The following is a 20,689-nucleotide window of genomic DNA, read 5'->3' as shown; positions in this document are numbered from 1 at the left end:
CGGCTCAGGCCTGCGGCTTGGCGCGGCGCAGGAATTTCATCAGGATGCCGCCGAAGGCGACCGCGGCCAGGATGAAGACCTTGGCGAATTTGGCCACGAAGGCGAAGGCCAGCGCGAAGAAACCGAGCTTCTTTGCGCCCACGCCCAGCACCAGGGCCGCCAGGCCGTACTCGGCCACCTTGTCGGTGCCGCTGTTGAAGTCGGCGTAGCGCTTGCCCTCGTCGAACTGCAGCGCCGCCAGCAGGTTCTGCGCTTCGCCCTTGTGCGCGCCCAGGTCCTTCAGGTCGGTGATCAGGTTCAGGCCCAGATAGCCCTCGCGGCCCAGCGCATAGGTGTTGTAGTTGACGCCCTGTTCCCCGCTGGCCGGCGCGCCCTTGTTGCGCGAACTCATGGCCCAGACCAGGCGGTGCGTGTCGGCCGCATAGGCGGGCTTCTCGGCCCAGCCGGTGATCTCCAGGGCCGGCACGCCCATCTTGGCGCGCTCCTCGTTGGCGGCCTCCGTGCCCTCGCGATAGCTCTTCAGCAACTCGTCGGCATTCCAGCCCTTGGCGTCGTCGTCCTTGATATAGCCGGAAGCCTCGTAGCGCAAGGTGGCGAACCAGCCGCTCTTGTCGCCCTGCGGGAACACCAGGCCTTGCAGATCGGCATGCTCGCCGGGATTGCCCATAGCGCGCAGCAGCTGGGCCGCCTGCGGCTGCGGGATGAAGACCCGGCCCTCGGGCAGGTGCAGGGTGGCCTGGCCGGCCACGGCCACGTCCTGCGGACCGGCCTTGGCCGCCTGCCGGGCCTCGTCCCAGGCCTTGGCCGAATCGGCGGCCTGTGTCAGGCTGCTGCCGGCCAGCAGCGCGGCGGCCAGCCAAGTCTTGAGCTTGTTCATGTGAGCACTCCCTCGGGATTTGTAGGTATGGGCGGCCCAGCCTAGCCCCAACAAAAAACCCGCAGGCCCCTCGGAAAGGGGCTGCGGGTCTGTCGGGAGCCGGCAGGGATCAGGCCTGGCGCCACTGCCCCATCAGCCCCTCCCACTTGGCGCGCGCGGCCAGCAGGTGGCGGTGCTTGACATGGCCGTAGCCGCGGATCTCCTCGGGGATGCGGGCGATCTCGGTGGCGAGAGGCAGGCGCTCGGCCGTCAGGCCCTTGGCCAGGATCGCGTCGATGCTGGCGCGGTACTCGCCGATCAGGGCGCGCTCGGTCTTGCGCTCCTCGGTGTGGCCGAAGATGTCGAAGGCCGTGCCGCGCAGGCCCTTCAGCTTGGCCAGCAGGCCGAAGGCCGGGCGCACCCAGGCGCCGAACTGGCGCTTGACCAGCTCGCCCTTGTCGTTCTTCTTGGCCAAGAGCGGCGGGGCCAGGTGGTGCACGATCTTGTAGTCGCCCTCGAACTGCGCCGCGATCTTGTCGGTGAACTTCGTGTCGGTGTGCAGGCGCGCGACCTCGTACTCGTCCTTGTAGGCCATCAGCTTGAACAGGTACTTGGCCACGGCCTCGCTGAGCTTGGTCGAGTTCAGCGGGCCCTCGGCGGCGCGCACCTTGTCGACGAAGGCCTTGTACTGTTCGGCATAGGCGGCGTCCTGGTAGTCGCTCAGGAACTCGACGCGCTTGGCGACGATCTCTTCGATGCCGGGGCGCTTGACGATATTGATGACCTGACGCGCGGCATAGAGGGCCTGAACGGCGGCCAGATCATGGGCGCAGCGGCGGCCCCATTCGAAGGCGGCCTTGTTGTTGTCGATCTGCACGCCGTTCAGCTCGATCGCGCGCATCAGCGCGGCATAGCTCAGCGGCACCTTGCCCTTCTGCCAGGCGTAGCCCAGCATCAGCGGGTTGGTGTAGAGCGAATCGCCCAGCAGCTTCACCGCCACTTCCTCGGCATCGAACATGCCCAGATGCTCGGCGCCGACGGCCTTGCCGACGGCGGCCTCGCAGGCGGCTCCCGGGAAGGCCCAGTTCGCATCGTTGACGAGGGAGGCCGTCGGCGAGCCATGGGTGTTCAGGGCCACGAAGGTGCGGCCCTCGCGCATCACGGCCAGGGTGCTCTTGTTGGCCGCGACGATCGAGTCGCAGGCGATCACCAGCTCGGCCTCGGCCGTGCCGACCTTGGTGCAGTGGATCGCCGCGGGGTCGTTGGCGATCTGGATGTGGCTCCAGGTGGCGCCGCCCTTCTGGGCCAGGCCGGCGGCGTCCTGGGTGATCACGCCCTTGCCTTCCAGGTGGGCGGCCATGCCCAAGAGCTGGCCGATCGTGATCACGCCGGTGCCGCCGACGCCGGCGACGACGATGCCCCAGGCGCCACCCGTGTCGCTTTGGGCGTTCGGGATCAGCGGCTGCGGGATCGGCGCGAGCGCGGCGTCGAAGGGGCTGAGCTTCTTGTCCTTCTTCGGCTTCTTCAGCTCGCCGCCCTCGATCGTGACGAAGCTGGGGCAGAAGCCCTTGACGCAGCTGTAGTCCTTGTTGCAGCTGTTCTGGTTGATCTGGCGCTTGCGGCCGAAGTCGGTCTCCAGCGGCTCGACCGACAGGCAGTTGCTCTGGATCGAGCAGTCGCCGCAGCCCTCGCAGACCAGCTCGTTGATGACGACGCGCTTGGCCGGGTCGACCAGCTTGCCGCGCTTGCGGCGGCGGCGCTTTTCGGTGGCGCAGGTCTGGTCGTAGATGATGGCCGTCGTGCCGGGGATCTCGCGGAACTGGCGCTGGATAGAGTCCAGCTCGTCGCGGTGGTGCACGGTGACGCCGGCCAAGAGCGAGACGCCGTTGTACTTCTGCGGCTCGTCGGTGACGATGCAGAGCTTGGCCACGCCCTCGGCCGTGACGCTCTGCATGATCTGCATCACCGAATGGCCTTCGGGGCGCTCGCCGACCTGCTGGCCGCCGGTCATCGCGACCGCGTCGTTGTAGAGGATCTTGTAGGTGATGTTGACGCCCGAGGCGATGCTCTGGCGGATCGCCAGCAGACCGCTGTGGAAGTAGGTGCCGTCGCCCAGGTTGGCGAAGATGTGCTTTTCGGTCGTGAACGGTTGCTGGCCCACCCAGGGCACGCCCTCGCCGCCCATCTGCGTGAAGGTGGCGGTGTTGCGGCCCGGCATCCAGCTGACCATGTAATGGCAGCCGATGCCGGCCACGGCGCGCGAGCCCTCGGGCACGCGGGTCGAGGTGTTGTGCGGGCAGCCGGAGCAGAACCAGGGCGTGCGATCGGCGCCGCCGGCGGTCTTCTCCTCCGCCTTCAGCGCGTTCTCCTTGGCGTCGATGATCGCGACGCGCGCATCCAGGCGCGCCTGCACATCGGCGTCCACGCCCAGCTTCTTCAGGCGCTTGGCGATCGCGCGGGCGATGATGGCCGGGGTCAGGTCGGCCTGCGGGCGCAGCAGCCAGTTCTTGCTGGGGTTGGGTTGGCTCCATTCGCCGCCGCTCATGTCGCCGGCGATCTCGTCGAACTTGCCCAGCACGTTCGGGCGCACGTCGGGGCGCCAGTTGTAGAGCTCTTCCTTGATCTGGTACTCGATCATCTGGCGCTTCTCCTCGACCACCAGGATCTCCTGCAGGCCCTGGGCGAAGTCGCGCGTGATCGTGGCCTCCAGCGGCCAGACGACATTGACCTTGTGCAGGCGGATGCCGAGGCGCCGGCAGGTGTCGTCGTCCAGCCCCAGGTCGTGCAGGGCCTGGCGGGTGTCGTTCCAGGCCTTGCCGCTGGCGATCAGCCCCAGGCGGTCGTGCGGCGTGCTGACGACGTTGTAGTTCAGCTTGTTGGCGCGGATATAGGCCAGCGCCGCGTACCACTTGTAATCCATCAGCCGCGCTTCCTGCTCCAGCGGCGCGTCGGGCCAGCGGATATGCAGGCCGCCCTCGGGCATCTGGAAGTCCTCGGGCAGGATGATGTTGACGCGGTCCGGGTCGACGCTGATCGAGGCGGAGGATTCGACGATCTCCTGGATCGTCTTCATGCCCGACCAGACGCCCGAGAAGCGGGAGAGGGCAAAGGCATGCAGGCCCATGTCCAGGATGTCCTGCACGCTGCTGGGGAAGAACACCGGGAAGCCGACCGCCTTGAACACATGATCGCTCTGGTGCGCGGCGGTCGAGCTCTTGGCGATATGGTCGTCGCCGGCCACCGCGATCACGCCGCCGTGGCGGGCCGTGCCGGCCATGTTGGCATGCTTGAAGACGTCGATGCAGCGGTCCACGCCTGGGCCCTTGCCGTACCAGATGCCGAACACGCCGTCGAACTTGTTCTTCTCGGGGAACAGGTCCAGCTGCTGCGTGCCCCACACGGCGGTGGCGCCCAGTTCCTCGTTGACGCCCGGCTGGAACACGATGTTCTGCTTGGCCAGGTGCTTCTTGGCCTGCATCAGCATCTGGTCATAGCCGCCCAGCGGCGAGCCGCGGTAGCCGGAGATGAAGCCGGCGGTGTTCAGCCCGACCATCGCGTCGCGCGTGCGCTGCAGCATCGGCAGCCGCACCAGCGCCTGCACGCCGCTCATGAAGGCGCGGCCATGGTCCAGCGCGTATTTGTCGTCCAGCGAGACCTTCTCGAGGGCGCGCAGGATATGTTCGGGCAGCGGTGCATTCATGTGGCTTGGGACTCCTGTGGGGGCGTCGATGCAGCGAGAACGGGCCGCTTGTGGCGGCCTTCCCGTTCGACAAGTATGGGCTGACGAGGCCCGCCGCGCAGTGTAGGGAAAGCGGCCCGCGCGGTGCTTTCTAAATGGCGCGCTGCAGCCGGTGTTGGAGCAATAATCTTGCTCAATTAAGCCAAGGAGATTTGGATTGGCTTCCAGAAAGCCCGAATCAGGGAAAACCATGAGGAACAATTCGGCCGTGGCGCCCGCCGAGGAGCAGGGCGAGGGGCTGGACCGTTACCACATTGCCATCCTGGCCGAACTGCAGCGCGAGGCGCGGCTCTCGAACGCCGAGCTGGCGGCGCGCATCGGCCTGTCGGCCGCGCCGACCTGGCGGCGCGTGCGCTGGCTGGAGGAGCAGGGCTATATCACCGGCTACCGCGCCGAGATCGACCGCCGCAAGGTGGGCCTGGGCGTGCTGGCCTTTGTGCGGGTGGATGCCGAGCGCAGCGCCGGCGCGGCAACCAAGCAGCTGGAGGCGGCCATCCGCGCGCTGCCCGAGGTGATCGCCTGCCACTACATCTCGGGCGCCGGCACCTTCGAGCTGCAGGTGATGGCCACCGACCTCGATGCCTTCAGCCGCTTCTCGATCGACACGCTGCTGAACCTGCCCAATGTGAAGGACATCCACACCAGCTTCTCGCTGGGCGAGGTCAAGGCCAGCGGCGCGCTGCCGCTGGCGCACCTGAAGGCGGCCGGCAAGACCTGATACCGGCCGGCCGAGCGGCGATCGGATAGGCTGGCGCCCATGAGTTCCTCCGCCGCCCTGCCCCCGCGCCACCTCCTGCTCGCCCTGGCCATCGTCGCCATCTGGGGCAGCAACTTCGTCGTCATCAAGCTGGCCCTGGGCGCGCTGCCGCCGCTGCTGTTCGCGGCGCTGCGCTTCGCCTTCGCGGTGCTGCCGGCCATCTTCTTTCTGCCGCGGCCGGCGGTGGCCTGGTCCAATCTGGCGGCCTACGGCCTCTTGATCGGCGTGGGCCAGTTCGGCGTGCTCTATCTCGCGATGCGCGCGCAGATCTCGCCCGGTCTGGCCTCGCTGGTGGTGCAGACCCAGGTCTTCTTCACGCTGCTGCTGGCGGTGCGCCTGGCCAAGGAAAGGGTGCAGGCCTACCAATGGGCGGGGCTGGCCTTGGCGGCCGGCGGCATCGCGGTGATCGCCGCGCACACGGATGGCAGCACCACGGTGCTGGGCGTCGCGATGGTGCTGCTGGCGGCCCTCTGCTGGGCCTGCGGCAATATGGTGGGCAAGCGCGCCGGCCGGGTGAACATGCTGGCCTATATGGTCTGGACCAGCCTGTTCGCGGTGCCGCCGCTGCTGCTGCTGAGCCTGCTGGTCGAAGGGCCGGCGGCCATCGCCCAGGGCCTGGCGCAGGCGAGCTGGGGGACTTGGGCCGCGGTGCTGTGGCAGTCGCTGGGCAACACCTTGTTCGGCTACGGCATGTGGAGCTGGCTGCTGGCCCGCCATGCCGCCGCCACCGTCGTGCCGCTGGCCCTGCTGGTGCCGGTGTTCGGCATGGGCAGCGCCGCGCTGCTGCTGGGCGAGGCGCTGCCGGCCTGGAAGCTCGGTGCCGCGGCCCTGGTGCTGAGCGGGCTGGCGCTCAATCTGCTGTGGCCGCTGCGCCGGCGCATTGCCACGGCCTGAGCGGGCGGCGTGGCGCCCGCGCTCAGCGCGGCCGGTGCATGCGAAAGCGCTCGCCCAGCTCGAAGTAGTCGGCCGGACCGCCGCCGCGCAGGATCGGGCGGGCCGCGGCGGTGTCGTAGATGCCGTTCACCAGCAGGGGCCGCGCGATGTGCACGCCCACGACCTCGCCGATGGTCAGCCAGCTGTCCGTCGGCGCGCCGTCGGCGCCCTGCAGCCGGATGACCTGGGCCACCCGGCATTCGAAGGCCACCGGGCTGGCCGCCACGCGCGGCACGCCCACCACCCGCGAGGGCGCGGTGGCCAGCCCCGCCAGCTCGAACTCGTCCACCTCGGGCGGCACGGCCGCACAGCTGGCGTTCATCGCCTCGGCCAGCTCGCGCGTCGCCAGGTTCCAGACGAACTCGCCGCTGGCCTCGATATTGTTGAGCGTGTCCTTGCGGCTGGTGCTGGCGAAGCCGATCAGCGGCGGCGTGTAGCAGAAGGCGTTGAAGAAGCTGTAGGGCGCGAGGTTCAGGCGGCCGGCCGGATCGCGCGAGGCGATCCAGCCGATCGGGCGCGGCCCGACGATGGCGTTGAAGGGGTCGTGCGGCAGGCCGTGGCCCAGCCGTGGTTCGTAGAAATGCATCTCGGAGGCGTTCATGCACCGAGCCTAGCTCAGACCGTCTTGCTGTCGAAGATCAGCAGCTGCACGCCGGCCTGGGCGAAGTTGGCCAGGTCGGCCGCCGTGGCGACGCCCTCGGGCGAGGCCATCGCGGCCTGGATGGCCGGCACCGAGTCGAACTCCAGCAGGGCCACCAGGTGCAGCGGCGCCTCGCCCTGCGGCGTCATCACCGCGCCGGCGCTGACCTCGTAGCGCCGCAGGCCCGGGATGGTCTTGGCCAGCGGCACATGGCGGTCGAAGTAATGGGCATCGAAGGCGGCCGCATCGGCCGGCTTGTTGTAGAGCGCGATCAGCTTGGCCATCACCGGACTCCCGGAAGCAGAAGAGGGAGCCCGATGCTAGGCCCGGGCTCAGACCACGCGCAAGCTGAGTTCCGGCAGGCCTTCGATGCGCGCCAGCATCAAGTCGCCCTTGACCACCGGGCCGACGTTCTCCGGCGTGCCGCTGTAGATCAGGTCGCCGGCCTTCAGCTCGAAGGCCTCGGAGAGGCGGCTGATCTGCTCGGCCACGCTCCAGATCATGTAGCTGAGATCGGCGTTCTGCTTGACCTGGCCGTTCACCGACAGCGAGATCGCGCCCTTCAGGAAATGCCCGGTCTGCGCGAGCTTGTGGATCGGGCCGATCGGAGCCGACAGGTCGAAGCTCTTGCCGATCTCCCAGGGCTTCTTCTGGTCGCCCATCGCGCGCTGCAGGTCGCGCCGCGTCATGTCCAGGCCGATCGCGTAGCCGTAGACATGCGAGAGCGCCTGGTCGATCGGGATGTTGCGGCCGCCGCTCTTCAGCGCCGCCACCAGCTCCACCTCGTAGTGGTAGTTCTTGGTCAACGCGGGGTAGGGATGCTCGGCGGTCTTGCCGGGGGCGACGAACTGCACGGCGTCGCTGGGCTTCTGGAAGAAGAAGGGCGGCTCGCGCGTCGGGTCCGAGCCCATCTCGCGCGCATGGGCCGCGTAGTTGCGGCCGATGCAGTAGATGCGGTGCACCGGGAACACCTCGCCGGACCCAGCGATCGGAACGGCGGGCACGCTCAGCGCGAAGGGTGCGGGCTGCGAGGGCGTGGCGGTGACGCTGGCGCAACCGGCGGCCAGGGCCCCGCCCAGGGCGGAGGTGGTGTTGATCAGCATGTGGCGACGGTCCATGGGTCTTGTCTCCTGGCGATGGATCTGTTGTGCACCCAGCTTAGGGGCGCGCGGCGCGCGCCACCAGGACGCATCAACGCAAGACTTGGACGGAATTCAGCCCCTGGCGCTGCTGCTCGCGCCAGGCGCGCGGGCTCTGGCCATGCCATTGGCGGAAGCGCCGCGCGAAATAGGCCTCGTCGGCGAAGCCGCAGCGCCGCGCGATCTCGCAGATGCGGTCCGCGGTGGCCAGCAGCAGTTCCTGGGCGAGCGCCAGGCGGCGCTCGGTCAGCAGCTCGGTGAAGGTCTTGCCGGTCTCCTTTTTGATCAGATGGGCCAGGTAGTTGGGCGAGAGACAGGCGGCCTCGGCCGCCGCGGCCAAGGTGGGCTCGCCGGCCAGTTCCTCGCGCAGATAGCGCAGCACCCGCGCCAGCGCGGCGCGTCGGCTGCCCTGCTGGGCCTGGGCCGCGGCCAGCGCCCGCAGCTCGGGCTCGCGGTGCCGGCAGCTCAGGGCCAGCAGCTGCAGCAGGGCGCCGCGGATCGCCGCTTCCGAGCCGAGGCGCCGCGCCGCGTTCTCGCGCTGCATGATGTCCAGCAGGGCCAGCACCTCGCCGAACGCCGCCGCGTCGAAGACGAAGTCCAGATGCTCCTGGAACTGGAAGGGCGCCAGCTCGGGGGCCTGGGCCAGCGGCACGTCCTCCAGGTCCAGCGGATCGACGCTCAGGTCCGGGCGCAGGAAGCGCTGGCTGAAGTTCACCACCAGCCAGCGCGTGCCGGCCGGGTGCGGCACCAGATGCATGCGGTGCGGCAGCACGAAGCTCAGACAGCGGGGCGGGAAGGGCCGCACCGTGCCGCCGATATGCTGCTGGGTCTCGCCGGCCAGGTTCACCTGGATCTGGAAGTACTCGTGCTTGTGCGGCTGGGTCAGCGGCGCGCGCTGGCCCTGGTCGCGGATGTCGAAGTCCAGATGGTCGGAGCGCTCCACCATCGCGTAGGTACGCACCATGCTATTGCTGCTCGTCGTCTTGGCCATGGCGCGCATCCTGCCATGTATGCTCGCCCCATGAGTCCGCTGCGCCGTCGTTCGCTGCTGCTGTGCCTGCTGCTCGCGCCGGCGGCGGCCCGGGCCGAGCCGCCGCGCCAGAACCTGCTGGTGGAGCTGCGCTGGGTCGAATCCGGCGTCAGCGGCGCCGTGATCGCGGGCTCGCGCCAGGGCGGCGTGGTGCTGGGCACGGCCGGCAGCGTCTCGCCGCGGCCCGGCGGCACGACGCTGTCGACCCGGCGCGTCGAGGACGACATCGTCCAGAGCCAGCAGCTGCTGGTGCTGAATGGTCGGACCGCCAGCGTGATGCTGGCCGAAACCGAGCTGCTGCAATGGCTGGACTACGGCGTCGAGCTGCGCGGTGGCCCGGCGCGGCCGCAGCCGCGCCTGCATGCGCAATCGCGCAGCCTGCCCGTCGAGCGCCGGCGCGGCTTTGCGCTGACGCCCCTGTGGCCGGGCGGGCGCCAGCCGGTGCGGGTGGAGCTGCGCGCGCTGGCGCCGGCCGGCGGGGCCGGCGAGACCGAGATCCTGTCCACCGTACAGCTGGCGCTGGGCGAATGGGTGACCGTGGCGCGCCGCGGCGGCGGCCCGCATGTGCCGGAGCCCGGCGCGATCGGCAGCCGCGATGCCGAGTCGCAGGGCGGCCGCGAGCTGCAGGTCCGGGTCAGCGCGGCGCCCTGAGGGGCCGGTGGATCGCAGCGGCGCCTGAACGGAGCGCCGGCACTGCCGTCGCGATGGCGTGTTTTGGTATTTGATTGGTATCTGATTGGTGATAGGCTTCGTGCTTCTTTGTCGCCGGCCAAACCGATGAGAACCACCCGATCCCTGCTGCTCAGCACCGTTCTTGCGTTGGGGGCCAGCCTTGCCGCCCAGGCCCAGCCCGTCTTCGGCGCAGGCCCGCTGGCGGTGGAGCGCAGCAGCGCCAAGGTGGTGGGCGCCTATGTGCCGAACTGGGAGCCGGTGGCCCTGGTCGAGCGCATCAGGGACGGCAGCCTGACCCACATCCTCTATGCCTTCCTGCGCCTCTGCGGCCCCGGCCAGCTGCCGGTCGACGCGCCCAAATGCGCGGGCAAGCGGGATTTCGAGCTGGCCAGCGGTCCGGTGGACCGGCGCTTCGATGCCGCCTTCGCGGCGCTGAAGACGCGCCAGCCCCATATCAAGGTGCTGGCCTCGGTGGGCGGCTGGGGCGGCTCCGACCCCTTCTTCCACCTGGCCAACGACGCGGCGCGGCGCGCCGTCTTTGCCGCCTCGGCCTTGCGCTTCCTGCGCGAGCATCCGGGCTTCGACGGCATCGACATCGATTGGGAGCACCCGGGCGGCAATGGCGCTGCCAATGGCGTGCAGCTCGGCAGCTCGGCCGACGGCCAGGGTTACGCCGAGCTGATGACGGAGTTGCGCGCGGCCCTGAACACCCTGACGGCCGAGACCGGCCGGCCCTACCTGCTCACCACCGCCGTCAACACCACCAGTGCCATCGTCGACCGCGTCAACTTCAGGCAGGCCGAGAAGTCCCTGGACCTGGTGTTCATGATGAGCTACGACTTCTACGGCGGCTGGTCGGCGACGGCGGGCCACCACACGACGCTCAGGAGCAGCGCGCCCGAGGCCGACGACAGCCTGGAGCGCTCGGTGCGCAATATGACGGCGGCCGGCGTGCCCTTGCCTAAGCTGGTGGCGGGCGTCGCGATGTATGGCCGCGGCTTCTCCGGCGTGGCCCGCCCGCTCACCGGCGCGGCCAAGAAGGCCGGCTATCCCGGTGCCGACGGCTCGCTCAGCTACCGCGAGATCGCGACGCGCTACCTGGACCGCCGGGGCCAGGGCCGGCGCGGCTTCGAGGCCGGCTTTGACGCGACGACCCTGGCCTGGAACCTCCACCACCCAAAGCTGCAGCTCTTCATCGGCTACGACGACCCGCGCGCGGTGCGGGCCAAGGGCCGCTATGTGGTCGAAGCGGGGCTGGCGGGCCTGTTCGCCTGGGAGCTGAGCCAGGACAACGGCGATATCCTGAACGCGATGAACGCCGGCGTGGGCAATCTGCTGTTGCCTTCGACCCGCTGAGGTCAGGCCCTAGCGGCCCGGCCGTGCCGCCCAGTCGGCGCGCGTCAGCCGGTACAGGCAATGCCGGCGCAAGACATGGCCCTCGGGCAGGGCGGGGTGGTCGAACTCGCCGGCCGGGTCCGGGCGCAGGCCGATGCGCTCCATCACGGCACGCGAGCGCCGGTTGCCCAATGCGGTGAAGGAGACGATCTCGTCCAGCCGCAGGCGCCCGAAGCCCAGCGCCAGGGCGCCGCGGGCTGCCTCGCTGGCATAGCCCCGGCCCCAGAACTGGCGCGCCAGGCGCCAGCCGATCTCGACGCAGGGCGAGAAGGGCAGCGGGCGGCGCGGCACCGACAGGCCGACGAAGCCGACGAAGGCGCCGCCGTCCAGGGTCTCGACGGCCCAGTTGCTCCAGCCCCGGGCCTCGAACTGCGCCATCCAGGCATCGATGCCGGCGTCGCTCTGTGCGCGGGTCTGCAGGGCCGGGAAATATTCCATCACGGCCGGATCGGCATTCAGCGCGGCAAAGGGTTCGCGGTCGCTCTCGCGCCAGGCGCGCAGGCGCAGCCGCGCGGTGTCGAATTCGATGGCGTCCATGTCAGCGTGGCTTTCGGCTCAGCAGCCGCGCCGGCAGCATCAGCAGGGCGCGCAGCAGCGCGAACAGCGCCTCGACGCTGATGCCGATCAGCCGCAAGGGCAGCGAGATCAGCCAGACCAGCGGCCACAGCAGCAGGGCCAGCAGCGCCAGCGGCCAGCACAGCAGGAACAGCAGGCACCAGAGCAGCAGCTTCAGCATGGCGGCGGACTTCCCTTCCGGCGCATCGGTTCAGCGGGCGGTCTTCTTGCGGCCGGCAGCATCGATCTTGCGCCAGTAGCCGAACTCGTCCTCGTGCACCTCGAGGTCCAGCTCGGCCACGCGCTGCTGCAGCCTTTCCTGCACGTCGGCCACCGCCCGGTTGTAGATGCTGGGGCCGATCTCCTCCAGCATGAAGCCCAGCAGCGCGCCGGCGGCGATATTGCCGATCGGCTCGTCCATGTTCGCCTCGAAGTAGCGCTGGATCGAGTCGATCGCGCGCTGGCGTGCGTCCTTGGGAAGTTCGATGCTCATGGGCCCGCATTGTGCAGCGGAGCCCGTGGCCGGTGCCTGCCGCACGCCTGGCGCACGCGCCATTCCCTGAGGCTATGGCGGGCCGATCAAGCGCTATCGCCGCGCGGGCCTTGCTTCTGGTTTCCACCCGCGGCGCAGACTCCTGCGCGGGCAAAATCAGCGGGCTAAGATGCCGCACCCAGTTTTGTCCCGCCTGCCGAGGAGCGTATGAGCCACCCCCTGCCGACCCCGAAGAAAATTTCCCGCCGCGCCGTCCACGGCCTGCTGGCCGCCAGCCTGGCGCTGGCCTATGGCATCCAGGGCGCGCAGGCCGCCACGCCCAAGGACACGCTGGTCCAGGCCTTCGCCTTCGACGACATCATCTCGATGGACCCGGCCGAGTCCTTCGAGCTGTCGGCCGGCGAGATCCTGGGCAATACCTATGACCGTCTGCTGCGCCTGGACCTGAAGGATCCGTCGAAGCAGGTCGGTGACCTGGCCAAGGGCTGGAGCGTCTCGGCCGACGGCAAGACCTTCACGTTCGAACTGAAGCCCGGCCTGAAGTTCGCATCCGGCAATGCGCTGACAGCCGAGGACGTCGTCTATTCGCTGCAGCGCGCCGTGCTGCTGGACAAGACGCCGGCCTTCATCCTGACCCAGTTCGGCCTGAAGAAGGACCTGGTCAAGGACCGCATCAAGCAGACCGGCCCGCTGACCCTGACGATCGAGACCGACAAGGCCTATGCGACCACCCTGGTGCTGAACGCGCTGACCGCCGACGTGGCCGCCGTGATCGACAAGAAGCTGGTGCAGAGCAAGGAAGCCAATGGCGACATGGGCTACGCCTGGCTGAAGACCAACTATGCCGGCTCCGGCCCCTTCAAGCTGCGCGAGTGGCGCGCCAACGAGATCATCGCGCTGGAGCGCAACGCCAGCTACGCCGGTGGACCCAAGGCCCCGCTGGCGCGCGTGATCTACCGCCATGTGAAAGAGGCTGCGACCCAGCGCCTGCTGCTGGAGAAGGGCGACATCGACATCGCGCGCAACCTGGCGCCGCAGGACATCACGGCCCTGGCCGCCAGCAAGGACGTGAAGACCACGACCCAGCCCAAGGGCACGGTCTACTACATGAGCTTCAATATGAAGAACGCAAACCTCGCCAAGCCCGAGGTGCGCGAGGCCATGAAGTATCTGGTGGACTACGACGGCATCGGCAGCACGCTGATCCAGCATATCGGCCGCATCCACCAGAACTTCCTGCCGGTGGGCCTGCTGGGCGCCAGCAGCGACAAGCCCTTCAGGCTCGACGTCGAGAAGGCCAAGGCCCTGCTGGCCAAGGCCGGCCTGGCGAACGGCTTCAAGGTGACCATCGACATGCGCACCGTGCAGCCGGTGCAGGGCATCGCCGAAAGCTTCCAGCAGACCGCCAAGCGCGCCGGCATCGACATCGAGATCATCCCCGGCGACGGCAAGCAGACCCTGACCAAGTACCGCGCGCGCAGCCACGACATCTACATCGGCCAATGGGGCACCGACTACTGGGATCCGCACACCAATGCCGACACCTTCGCGCGCAACCCCGACAACAGCGATGGCGCGGCCAACAAGCCGCTGGCCTGGCGCAATGCCTGGGACATCCCCGAGCTGACCAAGAAGAGCGACGCCGCCGCGCTGGAGCGCGACGCCAAGAAGCGCGCCGCGCTGTACCAGGAGATCCAGGCGGACTTCCGCAAGCAGAGCCCCTTCGTGATGCTGTTCCAGCAGACCGAGGTGGCGGCCTACCGCAGCAATGTCGAAGGCCTGAAGCTGGGGCCGACCTTCAGCAGCAACTACATGTTCACGATCAGTAAGAAGTAACCACCCCCTACGCGCTGCGCGCGCCCCCTCAAGGGGGCGAGCCCGCAGGACCGGCGGAGCCGGATCCTCGGGCTCTGCTGGGTAAATACGGCGCGGCGTTGAACGAGAAATGTGCTGATGTTTTTGCGTATGAAGCCCGGCGCGCGCGCGCTGGGCAGTTTCCTGCTGACCATCGCGCTGACCTATCTGGGGCTGCTGGCCGTCACCTTCTTCATCGGCCGCGTGGTGCCGGTCGACCCGGTGCTGGCCATCGTCGGCGACCGCGCTCCCGAGCACCTGATCGCACGGGTGCGCGAGGAGATGGGCTTCAACAAGCCGCTGTGGGAGCAGTTCTGGATCTACCTGGGCAAGGTGGTCCAGGGCGACCTCGGCACCTCGATCCTGACCGCCAACCCGGTGCTGCAGGACATCAAGCGCGTCTTCCCGGCCACCCTGGAGCTGGCCACGGTGGGCATCATCCTCGGCGCGGGCATCGGCGTGCCGCTGGGCGTCTGGGCCGCGGTGCGGCGCGGCGGCCTGGCGGACCAGGCGGTGCGCGTGATGGGCCTGGTCGGCTATTCGGTGCCGATCTTCTGGCTGGGCCTGATGGCCCTGGTCGTGTTCTATGCCAGGCTGGATTGGGTGGCCGGCCCGGGCCGCATCGATGTGGCCTTTGAATACAGCATCACGCCGGTGACCGGGCTGATGCTGGTGGATACCATGCTGAGCGCGCTGGACGGCGGCGGCTGGGACGCCTTCTTCAATGCGCTGTCGCACCTGGCCCTGCCGGGCGCGCTGCTGGGCTATTTCTCGCTGGCCTATATCAGCCGCATGACCCGTTCCTTCATGCTCAACGAGCTGAGCCAGGAGTACGTGGTGGCGGCGCGCGCCAAGGGCCTCTCGGAGGCGCGCATCGTCTGGCGCCATGCGCTGCGCAACGCGATGGTGCCGCTGGTCACCGTGATCGCGCTGTCCTATGCCGGCCTCTTGGAAGGCTCGGTGCTGACCGAGACCGTGTTCGCCTGGCCGGGCCTGGGCCTGTACATCACCAACTCGCTGCAGAACGCCGACATGAACGCGGTGCTGGGCGGCACCCTGGTGGTCGGCTCGATCTTCATTGCCCTGAATCTGGTGTCCGATTTGCTGTACCGACTGCTGGACCCGCGCACGCGGGCGCGCTGAACGACATGAGCGCACAAAGTCTTCATGAATGGCTGATGTCGGAGCGGCCCGAGTCGCGCCGCCAGGCCGCATTGGGCCGGGCCTATGCCGGCTGGCGCAATTTCGCGCGCAACCGGCTGGCGCTGGCGGGCCTGGTGATCGTGCTGGGCCTGGTGCTGATGGCCGCGTTCGCGCCGCAGCTCGCGCCCTACCATCCGAATGTCGGCGACCTCAGCACCACGCGCCTGCTGCCGCCCTCGGGCGCGCATTGGTTCGGCACCGACGACCAGGGCCGCGACATCCTGTCGCGCCTGATCCACGGCTCGCGCATCACCTTGTTCGTCGTCGTGCTGGTGGCCGTGCTGGCGGCGCCGATCGGCCTCTTGGTCGGCACGGTGGCCGGCTATTCCTCGGCGAACGGCGGCGGCCTGATCGACGCCGCGCTGATGCGCATCACCGACATCTTTCTGGCCTTCCCGCGCCTGATCCTGGCGCTGGCCTTTGTCGCGGCCCTCGGCCCGGGCATCGAGAACGCGGTGCTGGCGATCGCGATCACCTCCTGGCCGCCCTATGCCCGGATCGCGCGCGCCGAGACCCTGACGATCCGTCAGGCCGACTACATCGCGGCCGTGCAGCTGGTCGGCGCCTCGCACGGCCGCATCGTGCTGCGCCACATCATGCCGCTGTGCCTGCCTTCGGTGATCGTGCGCGTCACCCTGGACATGGCCGGCATCATCCTGACCGCCGCCGGCCTCGGCTTCCTGGGGCTGGGCGCGCAGCCGCCGCTGCCCGAATGGGGCGCGATGATCGCGGCCGGCCGGCAATATGTGCTGGACCAGTGGTGGGTCGCGGCGGGGCCGGGTCTTGCCATCTTCGTCGTCAGCCTGGCCTTCAATCTGCTGGGCGACGGCCTGCGCGATGCGCTGGACCCCAAAAAATGAGTAGTCCCGAGATGGCTCCGCCTCTGCTCGAAGTCGACGACCTGCGCGTCAGCTTCCCGACCCGCAACGGCGGCGTCTTCGAGGCCGTGCGCGGCGTGTCCTTCACCTTGGGCCGGGAGCGACTGGGCATCGTCGGCGAGTCCGGCTCCGGCAAGTCGCAGACCGGCCGTGCGATCCTGGGCCTGTCGGCGCCCGAGGCCCGCATCACGGCCAGGCGCCTGGCCTTCAAGGGCCGCGACCTGTTGGCCGCCGGCAAGGCCGAGCGCCGGGCCTTGCGCGGCGGCAGCATCGCGATGGTGCTGCAGGACCCGAAATACTCGCTGAACCCGGTGATGCGCATCGGCGCGCAGATCGGGGAGACGCTGCGCGTGCACACCCGGCTGTCGGCCAGGGAGGCCAAACAGCGCGTGCTGCAGGCACTGGCCGACGTGGCGATCGACGACCCGGAGCGCGTCTATCGGCTCTACCCGCACGAGGTCTCGGGCGGCATGGGCCAGCGCGTGATGATCGCGATGATGCTGATCGCCGAGCCGCAGCTCCTGATCGCCGATGAGCCGACCTCGGCGCTGGATGTCACGGTGCAGCTGCAGGTGCTGTCCATCCTCGACAAGCTGGTCAAGGAGCGCGGCATGGGCCTGATCTTCGTCTCGCACGACCTGCGCCTGGTGTCGAGCTTCTGCGACCGCGTGCTGGTGATGTATGCCGGCAGGGTGGTCGAGGAAGTGCGCTCGGGCGCGCTGCATGAGGCGCAGCATCCCTACACCCAGGGCCTCATGAACTGCCTGCCGCGGCTGGGCGAGTCGCGCCATCCGCTGCCCACGCTGGACCGCCAGGAGAGCTGGAAGCTATGAGTCGCCTCGGCATCGAGATCCGGAACCTGCAGGTGCGCTTCGGCGAGTTCACCGCGGTGCATGACGCCACGTTCGCGGTGGCGCCGGGCGAGAGCTTCGGCCTGGTGGGCGAGTCGGGCTCCGGCAAGTCCACCATCTTGCGCGCGATCTGCGGCCTGGCGCCGCGCAGCGCCGGCACGGTGAGGCTGACGGGCGAGGGCAGCCCGCCCGAGCCCGGCAGCGCGGCCTTCCGCCGCCGGGTGCAGATGGTGTTCCAGGACCCTTATGGCTCGCTGCACCCGCGCCACACGGTGGACCGCATCCTGGCCGAACCGCTGGCGATCCACGGCATCGCCGATGCCGAGGCGCGCATCCGCCGCGCGCTCGACGAGGTGGGCCTGGGCCAGGGATTCCGCTTCCGCTACCCGCACCAGTTGAGCGGTGGCCAGCGCCAGCGCATCGCGATCGCGCGCGCGCTGATCCTGGAGCCGCAGATCCTCTTGCTGGACGAGCCCACCTCGGCGCTGGACGCTTCGGTGCAGGCCGAGGTGCTGAACCTCTTGGAGGCGCTGCGCCGCGAGCGCGGCCTGACGTTCCTGATGGTCAGCCATGACCTGGGCGTGGTGACGCATCTGTGCGAGCGCCTGATGGTGATGCAGCGAGGGCGCGAGGTGGAACTGCTGGACGCGGCGGCGCTGGCCGAGAGCCGGGTCGAGCAGGGCTACACGAAGCAGCTGATGCAGGCGGCGGCGGGGTTTCGGCGGGTGGGGTGAGGGCGCTTACTCAGGGGGACGGGCAGCCTACGGTGGGAGCGCGAGCTTGAGGCTGGCTGCAGGCATTGGCGGGACGGGGACCACCGGGCGGTCCCAACCAGTTGCGGTCGGTCGCCCGTCTTGACCCAATGCCCGAGAGCAGGCACTGGCGCGTTGGGGCGGCGGCGCGGGGTGTGTGCACGTGTCGCCCCCAGGAAGCCAGCCGCCCAGAAGGCAGTCCCCTGTCAACGCCACTTGGTTGAGGCGCAGGTTTCGGCCGGCGCTGCCTCAGCGGTGAGTCCTCGCGTCGCCTGGTGGCGTCGGCCCCTGCTGGCCGTCGGATACAGTTGCGCCGTTGAGGCAGCACGAGGCCGGAGCGGCTCATGGAATACCAGCACTATTCAATTCGAAAGATTCTGGACGCGGTTGTCAGCGGCGAGATCCGCATTCCTGCGTTCCAGCGCGGTTTTGTGTGGGAGATGGACCGTGTGGCATACCTTCTGGACAGTATCTACAAGAGCTATCCGTTTGGCTCTCTTCTCTTCTGGCGGACGAAGCAAAAGTTGACGACTGAGCGAGACCTAGGCACGTTCACGTTGCCGGATCCGCAGGTCGACTATCCCATCGACTACGTGCTCGATGGTCAGCAGCGCCTGACCTCGCTCTTTACTGTCTTCCAGACTGAACTGACGCCCCGCGAAAATCCTGACTGGTCGGACGTCTATTTCGACATGGTGGCTCCCAGCAACCCGCAGGACAGCGTCTTCGTCGCCATTCCGGAAGGCCAGGACTACGACAAGACCAAGTACTTCCCGATGAACGTCCTGTTCGATTCGGTGAGGTATCGCGCTGCGACCGAACACCTAAAGCCAGAGCAAATCGAACTCGTTGACAAACTTCAGGAGAAGTTCAAGGAGGTGTCGATTCCGGTCCAAGTTCTAAAGAGTGAGGATCGGTCCATCGTCGCCATCGTTTTCGAACGGATTAACCACCTCGGCCTTCCGCTCGATACCTTGCAACTTCTGTCGGCGTGGACATGGAATGAGGACTTTGACCTCCTCGAGAAGTTTAAGGAACTGCGTGAAGAGCTGTCTGATTTCGGATTCGAGGGAGTCGGGGATGATGCTGACTTGGTCCTAAGCTGTGTGGCCGGCATCTTGACGGGAAAGCCAGGTGCCGAGACGCTGCTCGATCTAAATGGCGGCGAGGTGCGAGCGCAGTTCACCAGGGTCGAGCAAGGTATCCGGGGCGCCATTGACTTCCTGCGGCAGCAATTGAAGGTGGTCCACCTTCGGCTCTTGCCGTATCCCTCAATGCTCGTGCCGCTCTCGGCCTTCTTTGCCGAGCCTGCTGGCAAGGAAGTCGTGTATGACGGGAAGACCTACCAGGCGCTGAAGCGGTGGTTCTGGAGAACCTGCTTCTCCGGCAGGTACACCAGCCAAACAAGAAAGACCACCATCGCCGATATCGAGCAGATGATGAGGCTCAAGAACGGGCAACCCAGTACGTTGGACCAGATCGACATCGCGGTGAACGAAGAGTTCTTCTCCAGTTCCTTCCGGGTCGGAGCGGCAGCGACCAAGACGTTCGTCTTGATGCTTGCCAACCACGATGCCCGCAGCCTGCTCTCGGGCAAAGCGGTTGATTTGGACAAGGTGCTCCAGCGCTACAACCGCTCGGAGTTCCATCACATCTATCCCCGGGCATTCCTCCGTGACCTGAGTATCCCGGATGAGCAAATAAACGTCCTCGGAAACTTCTGCTTCCTGAGCGCGGCGGAAAACAAGAGCATCGGACGCAAGCGCCCGTCGGTGTACGTGAAGGAGCTGGTCGGGGACAACGAAGGCCGGGAAGTAGCGCTAGCCTCGGCGTTCTGTGTCGAAAGCGAATTCGACGACGACTACCCCAAGTTCTTGAAGGCGCGGTGTGGCCGCTTGGCAGCGTTTGCGAACAAGTTGATTGCGTGATCAGTTGGGGCAGTTCTGGACGTAGAGAGGCTTGAGTTCGATTCCCCCAGCCAACCAGCATACGGCCGGTCGGGAACGGCAGTTTTTGGCCGAGGCAGTGTGAGTCCACTCGCCACGGCGAAGGCCAGCACCCGCTGCAAGGGCGACAGGGTCAAGTCTTGAATCTGAAGAGGCTCGACAAGCCAGAGACCTGCCCCCGAAGCCCCGTGGCCACCAGCCTGGTGCAGCAGGCTTCCGCCGCGCGGCCTGAGGGGATGTCGAACGGGGCTTGTCGAAAATGGCCAAGCCCGTTCGTCGCCTCCCGGTGGCACCATCGCCATCCAAGGAGACACACCCATGGCCCTGCAGCTCTACTACCACCCCTTTTCCTCCTACTGCCAGAAGGCGCTGATCGCGTTCTACGAGAACGCGATCCCCTTCGAGCCGCGGTTGCTGGAGGGGCCGGACTGCCCGGCCTCGCAGGAGCTGGCGCGGCTGTGGCCGATCAAGCGTTTCCCGGTGCTGGTCGACGGCGAGCGGACCGTGATGGAGGCGAGCTGCATCATCGAATACCTGGGCCTGGAGCGGCCCGGCCCGGTGCGCCTGCTGCCCGAGGATCCGCGCGCGGCGCTGGAGGTACGGATGCTGGACCGCTTCTTCGACAACTATGTCGCGACGCCGCAGCAGAAGATCGTGTTCGATGCGCTGCGGCCGCCCGAGCGCCGCGACGCCCATGGCGTGGCCGAGGCCCGCGCGATGCTCGACACCGCCTATGCCTGGCTCGACGCGCGCATGGCATCAGGGCGGAAATGGGCGGCCTGCGATCGCTTCAGCCTGGCCGACTGCGCGGCCGCGCCCTTCCTGTTCTATGCCGACTGGACCCATGCGATCGGCGACGCCTACCCCCATGTGCTGGCCTACCGCCGCCGCCTGCTGGTGCGGCCCTCGCTCGCGCGCGCCGTCGACGAGGCCCGGCCCTATCGCCACTTCTTCCCGCTGGGCGCGCCCGACCGCGACTGAGCCCAGGCGCGCCCG

General features: G+C 68.2%; 20 protein-coding genes. 11 read left to right on the top strand and 9 right to left on the bottom strand.

Going from position 1 to position 20,689, the window contains the following annotated elements; translation table 11 throughout:
* Positions 1 to 4 precede the first annotated feature (4 nt).
* Together AC07OQ_RS07430 and AC07OQ_RS07425 are read right to left on the bottom strand one after the other, a co-directional pair.
* Positions 5 to 877, bottom strand: coding sequence for a DUF2167 domain-containing protein (locus AC07OQ_RS07430; RefSeq protein WP_495052466.1), 873 nt, complete (start codon positions 875 to 877; stop codon positions 5 to 7).
* A 109-nt stretch (positions 878 to 986) separates the two neighbouring features.
* Positions 987 to 4,556 carry an indolepyruvate ferredoxin oxidoreductase family protein gene (locus tag AC07OQ_RS07425; protein WP_495052465.1) on the bottom strand — a complete coding sequence of 1,190 codons (3,570 nt, stop codon included), beginning with the start codon at positions 4,554 to 4,556 and terminating at the stop codon, positions 987 to 989.
* A 229-nt stretch (positions 4,557 to 4,785) separates the two neighbouring features.
* On the opposite strand from AC07OQ_RS07425, the gene AC07OQ_RS07420 reads away from it, so the two are divergent.
* Complete coding sequence (locus AC07OQ_RS07420) at positions 4,786 to 5,313, top strand: Lrp/AsnC family transcriptional regulator (RefSeq protein WP_495052464.1); 528 nt, start codon at positions 4,786 to 4,788, stop codon at positions 5,311 to 5,313.
* Between the two features lie 57 nt (positions 5,314 to 5,370).
* Complete coding sequence (locus AC07OQ_RS07415) at positions 5,371 to 6,246, top strand: EamA family transporter (protein ID WP_495052603.1); 876 nt, start codon at positions 5,371 to 5,373, stop codon at positions 6,244 to 6,246.
* Positions 6,247 to 6,268: 22 nt separating this feature from the next.
* Here the strand turns inward: AC07OQ_RS07415 and AC07OQ_RS07410 are convergent, their stop codons facing one another.
* The 4 genes from AC07OQ_RS07410 to AC07OQ_RS07395 form a co-directional block, all read right to left on the bottom strand.
* Positions 6,269 to 6,886, bottom strand: coding sequence for a flavin reductase family protein (locus tag AC07OQ_RS07410; protein ID WP_495052463.1), 618 nt, complete (start codon positions 6,884 to 6,886; stop codon positions 6,269 to 6,271).
* A gap of 14 nt (positions 6,887 to 6,900) precedes the next feature.
* A complete protein-coding gene (locus tag AC07OQ_RS07405) occupies positions 6,901 to 7,209 on the bottom strand; it encodes an EthD family reductase (protein WP_495052462.1) in 309 nt (102 codons plus the stop codon).
* 48 nt (positions 7,210 to 7,257) lie between these two features.
* The gene (locus AC07OQ_RS07400; RefSeq protein ID WP_495052461.1) at positions 7,258 to 8,043 is read right to left on the bottom strand and encodes a fumarylacetoacetate hydrolase family protein; all 786 of its coding nucleotides are present in this window, start codon (positions 8,041 to 8,043) and stop codon (positions 7,258 to 7,260) included.
* A gap of 73 nt (positions 8,044 to 8,116) precedes the next feature.
* Positions 8,117 to 9,064, bottom strand: a complete 948-nt coding sequence (locus AC07OQ_RS07395) for a helix-turn-helix domain-containing protein (RefSeq protein ID WP_495052460.1) — start codon at positions 9,062 to 9,064, stop codon at positions 8,117 to 8,119.
* 21 nt (positions 9,065 to 9,085) lie between these two features.
* On the opposite strand from AC07OQ_RS07395, the gene AC07OQ_RS07390 reads away from it, so the two are divergent.
* Together AC07OQ_RS07390 and AC07OQ_RS07385 are read left to right on the top strand one after the other, a co-directional pair.
* A complete protein-coding gene (locus tag AC07OQ_RS07390) occupies positions 9,086 to 9,745 on the top strand; it encodes a hypothetical protein (RefSeq protein WP_495052459.1) in 660 nt (219 codons plus the stop codon).
* A gap of 126 nt (positions 9,746 to 9,871) precedes the next feature.
* Positions 9,872 to 11,122, top strand: a complete 1,251-nt coding sequence (locus AC07OQ_RS07385) for a glycoside hydrolase family 18 protein (protein WP_495052458.1) — start codon at positions 9,872 to 9,874, stop codon at positions 11,120 to 11,122.
* A gap of 9 nt (positions 11,123 to 11,131) precedes the next feature.
* Here the strand turns inward: AC07OQ_RS07385 and AC07OQ_RS07380 are convergent, their stop codons facing one another.
* Genes AC07OQ_RS07380 through AC07OQ_RS07370 form a run of 3 tightly spaced genes read right to left on the bottom strand, consistent with a single transcriptional unit; the run spans position 11,132 to position 12,209 of the window.
* Positions 11,132 to 11,698: a GNAT family N-acetyltransferase gene (locus AC07OQ_RS07380; protein ID WP_495052457.1), complete on the bottom strand. Its 567-nt coding sequence runs from the start codon at positions 11,696 to 11,698 to the stop codon at positions 11,132 to 11,134.
* 1 nt (position 11,699) lies between these two features.
* Complete coding sequence (locus AC07OQ_RS07375) at positions 11,700 to 11,897, bottom strand: hypothetical protein (protein ID WP_495052456.1); 198 nt, start codon at positions 11,895 to 11,897, stop codon at positions 11,700 to 11,702.
* Between the two features lie 30 nt (positions 11,898 to 11,927).
* Positions 11,928 to 12,209: a DUF2164 domain-containing protein gene (locus AC07OQ_RS07370; RefSeq protein ID WP_495052455.1), complete on the bottom strand. Its 282-nt coding sequence runs from the start codon at positions 12,207 to 12,209 to the stop codon at positions 11,928 to 11,930.
* A 207-nt stretch (positions 12,210 to 12,416) separates the two neighbouring features.
* Here AC07OQ_RS07370 and AC07OQ_RS07365 point away from each other — a divergent pair, with 207 nt between their 5' ends.
* The 7 genes from AC07OQ_RS07365 (at position 12,417) to AC07OQ_RS07335 (ending at position 20,674) form a co-directional block, all read left to right on the top strand.
* On the top strand, positions 12,417 to 14,045 hold the full coding sequence (locus tag AC07OQ_RS07365) for an ABC transporter substrate-binding protein (protein ID WP_495052454.1): 1,629 nt from the start codon (positions 12,417 to 12,419) through the stop codon (positions 14,043 to 14,045).
* Between the two features lie 117 nt (positions 14,046 to 14,162).
* The gene (locus AC07OQ_RS07360; protein ID WP_495052453.1) at positions 14,163 to 15,206 is read left to right on the top strand and encodes an ABC transporter permease; all 1,044 of its coding nucleotides are present in this window, start codon (positions 14,163 to 14,165) and stop codon (positions 15,204 to 15,206) included.
* 5 nt (positions 15,207 to 15,211) lie between these two features.
* Entirely contained in the window at positions 15,212 to 16,126 is a 915-nt protein-coding gene (locus tag AC07OQ_RS07355) for an ABC transporter permease (protein ID WP_495052452.1), read from the top strand.
* Positions 16,127 to 16,137: 11 nt separating this feature from the next.
* Positions 16,138 to 16,977 (top strand): ABC transporter ATP-binding protein, encoded by an 840-nt coding sequence (locus AC07OQ_RS07350; protein WP_495052451.1) that lies wholly within the window; start codon positions 16,138 to 16,140, stop codon positions 16,975 to 16,977.
* Positions 16,974 to 17,729 (top strand): ABC transporter ATP-binding protein, encoded by a 756-nt coding sequence (locus AC07OQ_RS07345; protein ID WP_495052450.1) that lies wholly within the window; start codon positions 16,974 to 16,976, stop codon positions 17,727 to 17,729. The genes AC07OQ_RS07350 and AC07OQ_RS07345 overlap by 4 nt, the downstream gene beginning before the upstream one ends.
* Positions 17,730 to 18,091: 362 nt before the next feature.
* Positions 18,092 to 19,675 (top strand): GmrSD restriction endonuclease domain-containing protein, encoded by a 1,584-nt coding sequence (locus AC07OQ_RS07340; RefSeq protein WP_495052449.1) that lies wholly within the window; start codon positions 18,092 to 18,094, stop codon positions 19,673 to 19,675.
* 336 nt (positions 19,676 to 20,011) lie between these two features.
* Entirely contained in the window at positions 20,012 to 20,674 is a 663-nt protein-coding gene (locus tag AC07OQ_RS07335; protein WP_495052448.1) for a glutathione S-transferase family protein, read from the top strand.
* The last annotated feature ends 15 nt before the right edge of the window (positions 20,675 to 20,689 follow it).

This window comes from Roseateles sp. GW821-FHT09B06, from assembly GCF_059418245.1.
The sequence above is the reverse complement of the archived record's forward strand: the minus strand, read 5'-3'. Positions and strand labels throughout refer to the sequence as shown.

What these genes read in the sequence shown, in the direction of transcription:
- AC07OQ_RS07390 (WP_495052459.1), top strand. Translation starts at nt 9,086, where the DNA reads ATGAGTCCGCTGCGCCGTCGTTCGCTGCTGCTGTGCCTGCTGCTCGCG.
- AC07OQ_RS07340 (WP_495052449.1), top strand. Translation starts at nt 18,092, where the DNA reads ATGGAATACCAGCACTATTCAATTCGAAAGATTCTGGACGCGGTTGTC.
- AC07OQ_RS07385 (WP_495052458.1), top strand. Translation starts at nt 9,872, where the DNA reads ATGAGAACCACCCGATCCCTGCTGCTCAGCACCGTTCTTGCGTTGGGG.
- AC07OQ_RS07335 (WP_495052448.1), top strand. Translation starts at nt 20,012, where the DNA reads ATGGCCCTGCAGCTCTACTACCACCCCTTTTCCTCCTACTGCCAGAAG.
- AC07OQ_RS07425 (WP_495052465.1), bottom strand. Translation starts at nt 4,556, where the DNA reads ATGAATGCACCGCTGCCCGAACATATCCTGCGCGCCCTCGAGAAGGTC.
- AC07OQ_RS07355 (WP_495052452.1), top strand. Translation starts at nt 15,212, where the DNA reads ATGAGCGCACAAAGTCTTCATGAATGGCTGATGTCGGAGCGGCCCGAG.
- AC07OQ_RS07430 (WP_495052466.1), bottom strand. Translation starts at nt 877, where the DNA reads ATGAACAAGCTCAAGACTTGGCTGGCCGCCGCGCTGCTGGCCGGCAGC.
- AC07OQ_RS07420 (WP_495052464.1), top strand. Translation starts at nt 4,786, where the DNA reads ATGAGGAACAATTCGGCCGTGGCGCCCGCCGAGGAGCAGGGCGAGGGG.
- AC07OQ_RS07360 (WP_495052453.1), top strand. Translation starts at nt 14,163, where the DNA reads ATGTTTTTGCGTATGAAGCCCGGCGCGCGCGCGCTGGGCAGTTTCCTG.
- AC07OQ_RS07350 (WP_495052451.1), top strand. Translation starts at nt 16,138, where the DNA reads ATGGCTCCGCCTCTGCTCGAAGTCGACGACCTGCGCGTCAGCTTCCCG.
- AC07OQ_RS07345 (WP_495052450.1), top strand. Translation starts at nt 16,974, where the DNA reads ATGAGTCGCCTCGGCATCGAGATCCGGAACCTGCAGGTGCGCTTCGGC.
- AC07OQ_RS07400 (WP_495052461.1), bottom strand. Translation starts at nt 8,043, where the DNA reads ATGGACCGTCGCCACATGCTGATCAACACCACCTCCGCCCTGGGCGGG.
- AC07OQ_RS07375 (WP_495052456.1), bottom strand. Translation starts at nt 11,897, where the DNA reads ATGCTGAAGCTGCTGCTCTGGTGCCTGCTGTTCCTGCTGTGCTGGCCG.
- AC07OQ_RS07395 (WP_495052460.1), bottom strand. Translation starts at nt 9,064, where the DNA reads ATGCGCGCCATGGCCAAGACGACGAGCAGCAATAGCATGGTGCGTACC.
- AC07OQ_RS07405 (WP_495052462.1), bottom strand. Translation starts at nt 7,209, where the DNA reads ATGGCCAAGCTGATCGCGCTCTACAACAAGCCGGCCGATGCGGCCGCC.
- AC07OQ_RS07410 (WP_495052463.1), bottom strand. Translation starts at nt 6,886, where the DNA reads ATGAACGCCTCCGAGATGCATTTCTACGAACCACGGCTGGGCCACGGC.
- AC07OQ_RS07365 (WP_495052454.1), top strand. Translation starts at nt 12,417, where the DNA reads ATGAGCCACCCCCTGCCGACCCCGAAGAAAATTTCCCGCCGCGCCGTC.
- AC07OQ_RS07380 (WP_495052457.1), bottom strand. Translation starts at nt 11,698, where the DNA reads ATGGACGCCATCGAATTCGACACCGCGCGGCTGCGCCTGCGCGCCTGG.
- AC07OQ_RS07370 (WP_495052455.1), bottom strand. Translation starts at nt 12,209, where the DNA reads ATGAGCATCGAACTTCCCAAGGACGCACGCCAGCGCGCGATCGACTCG.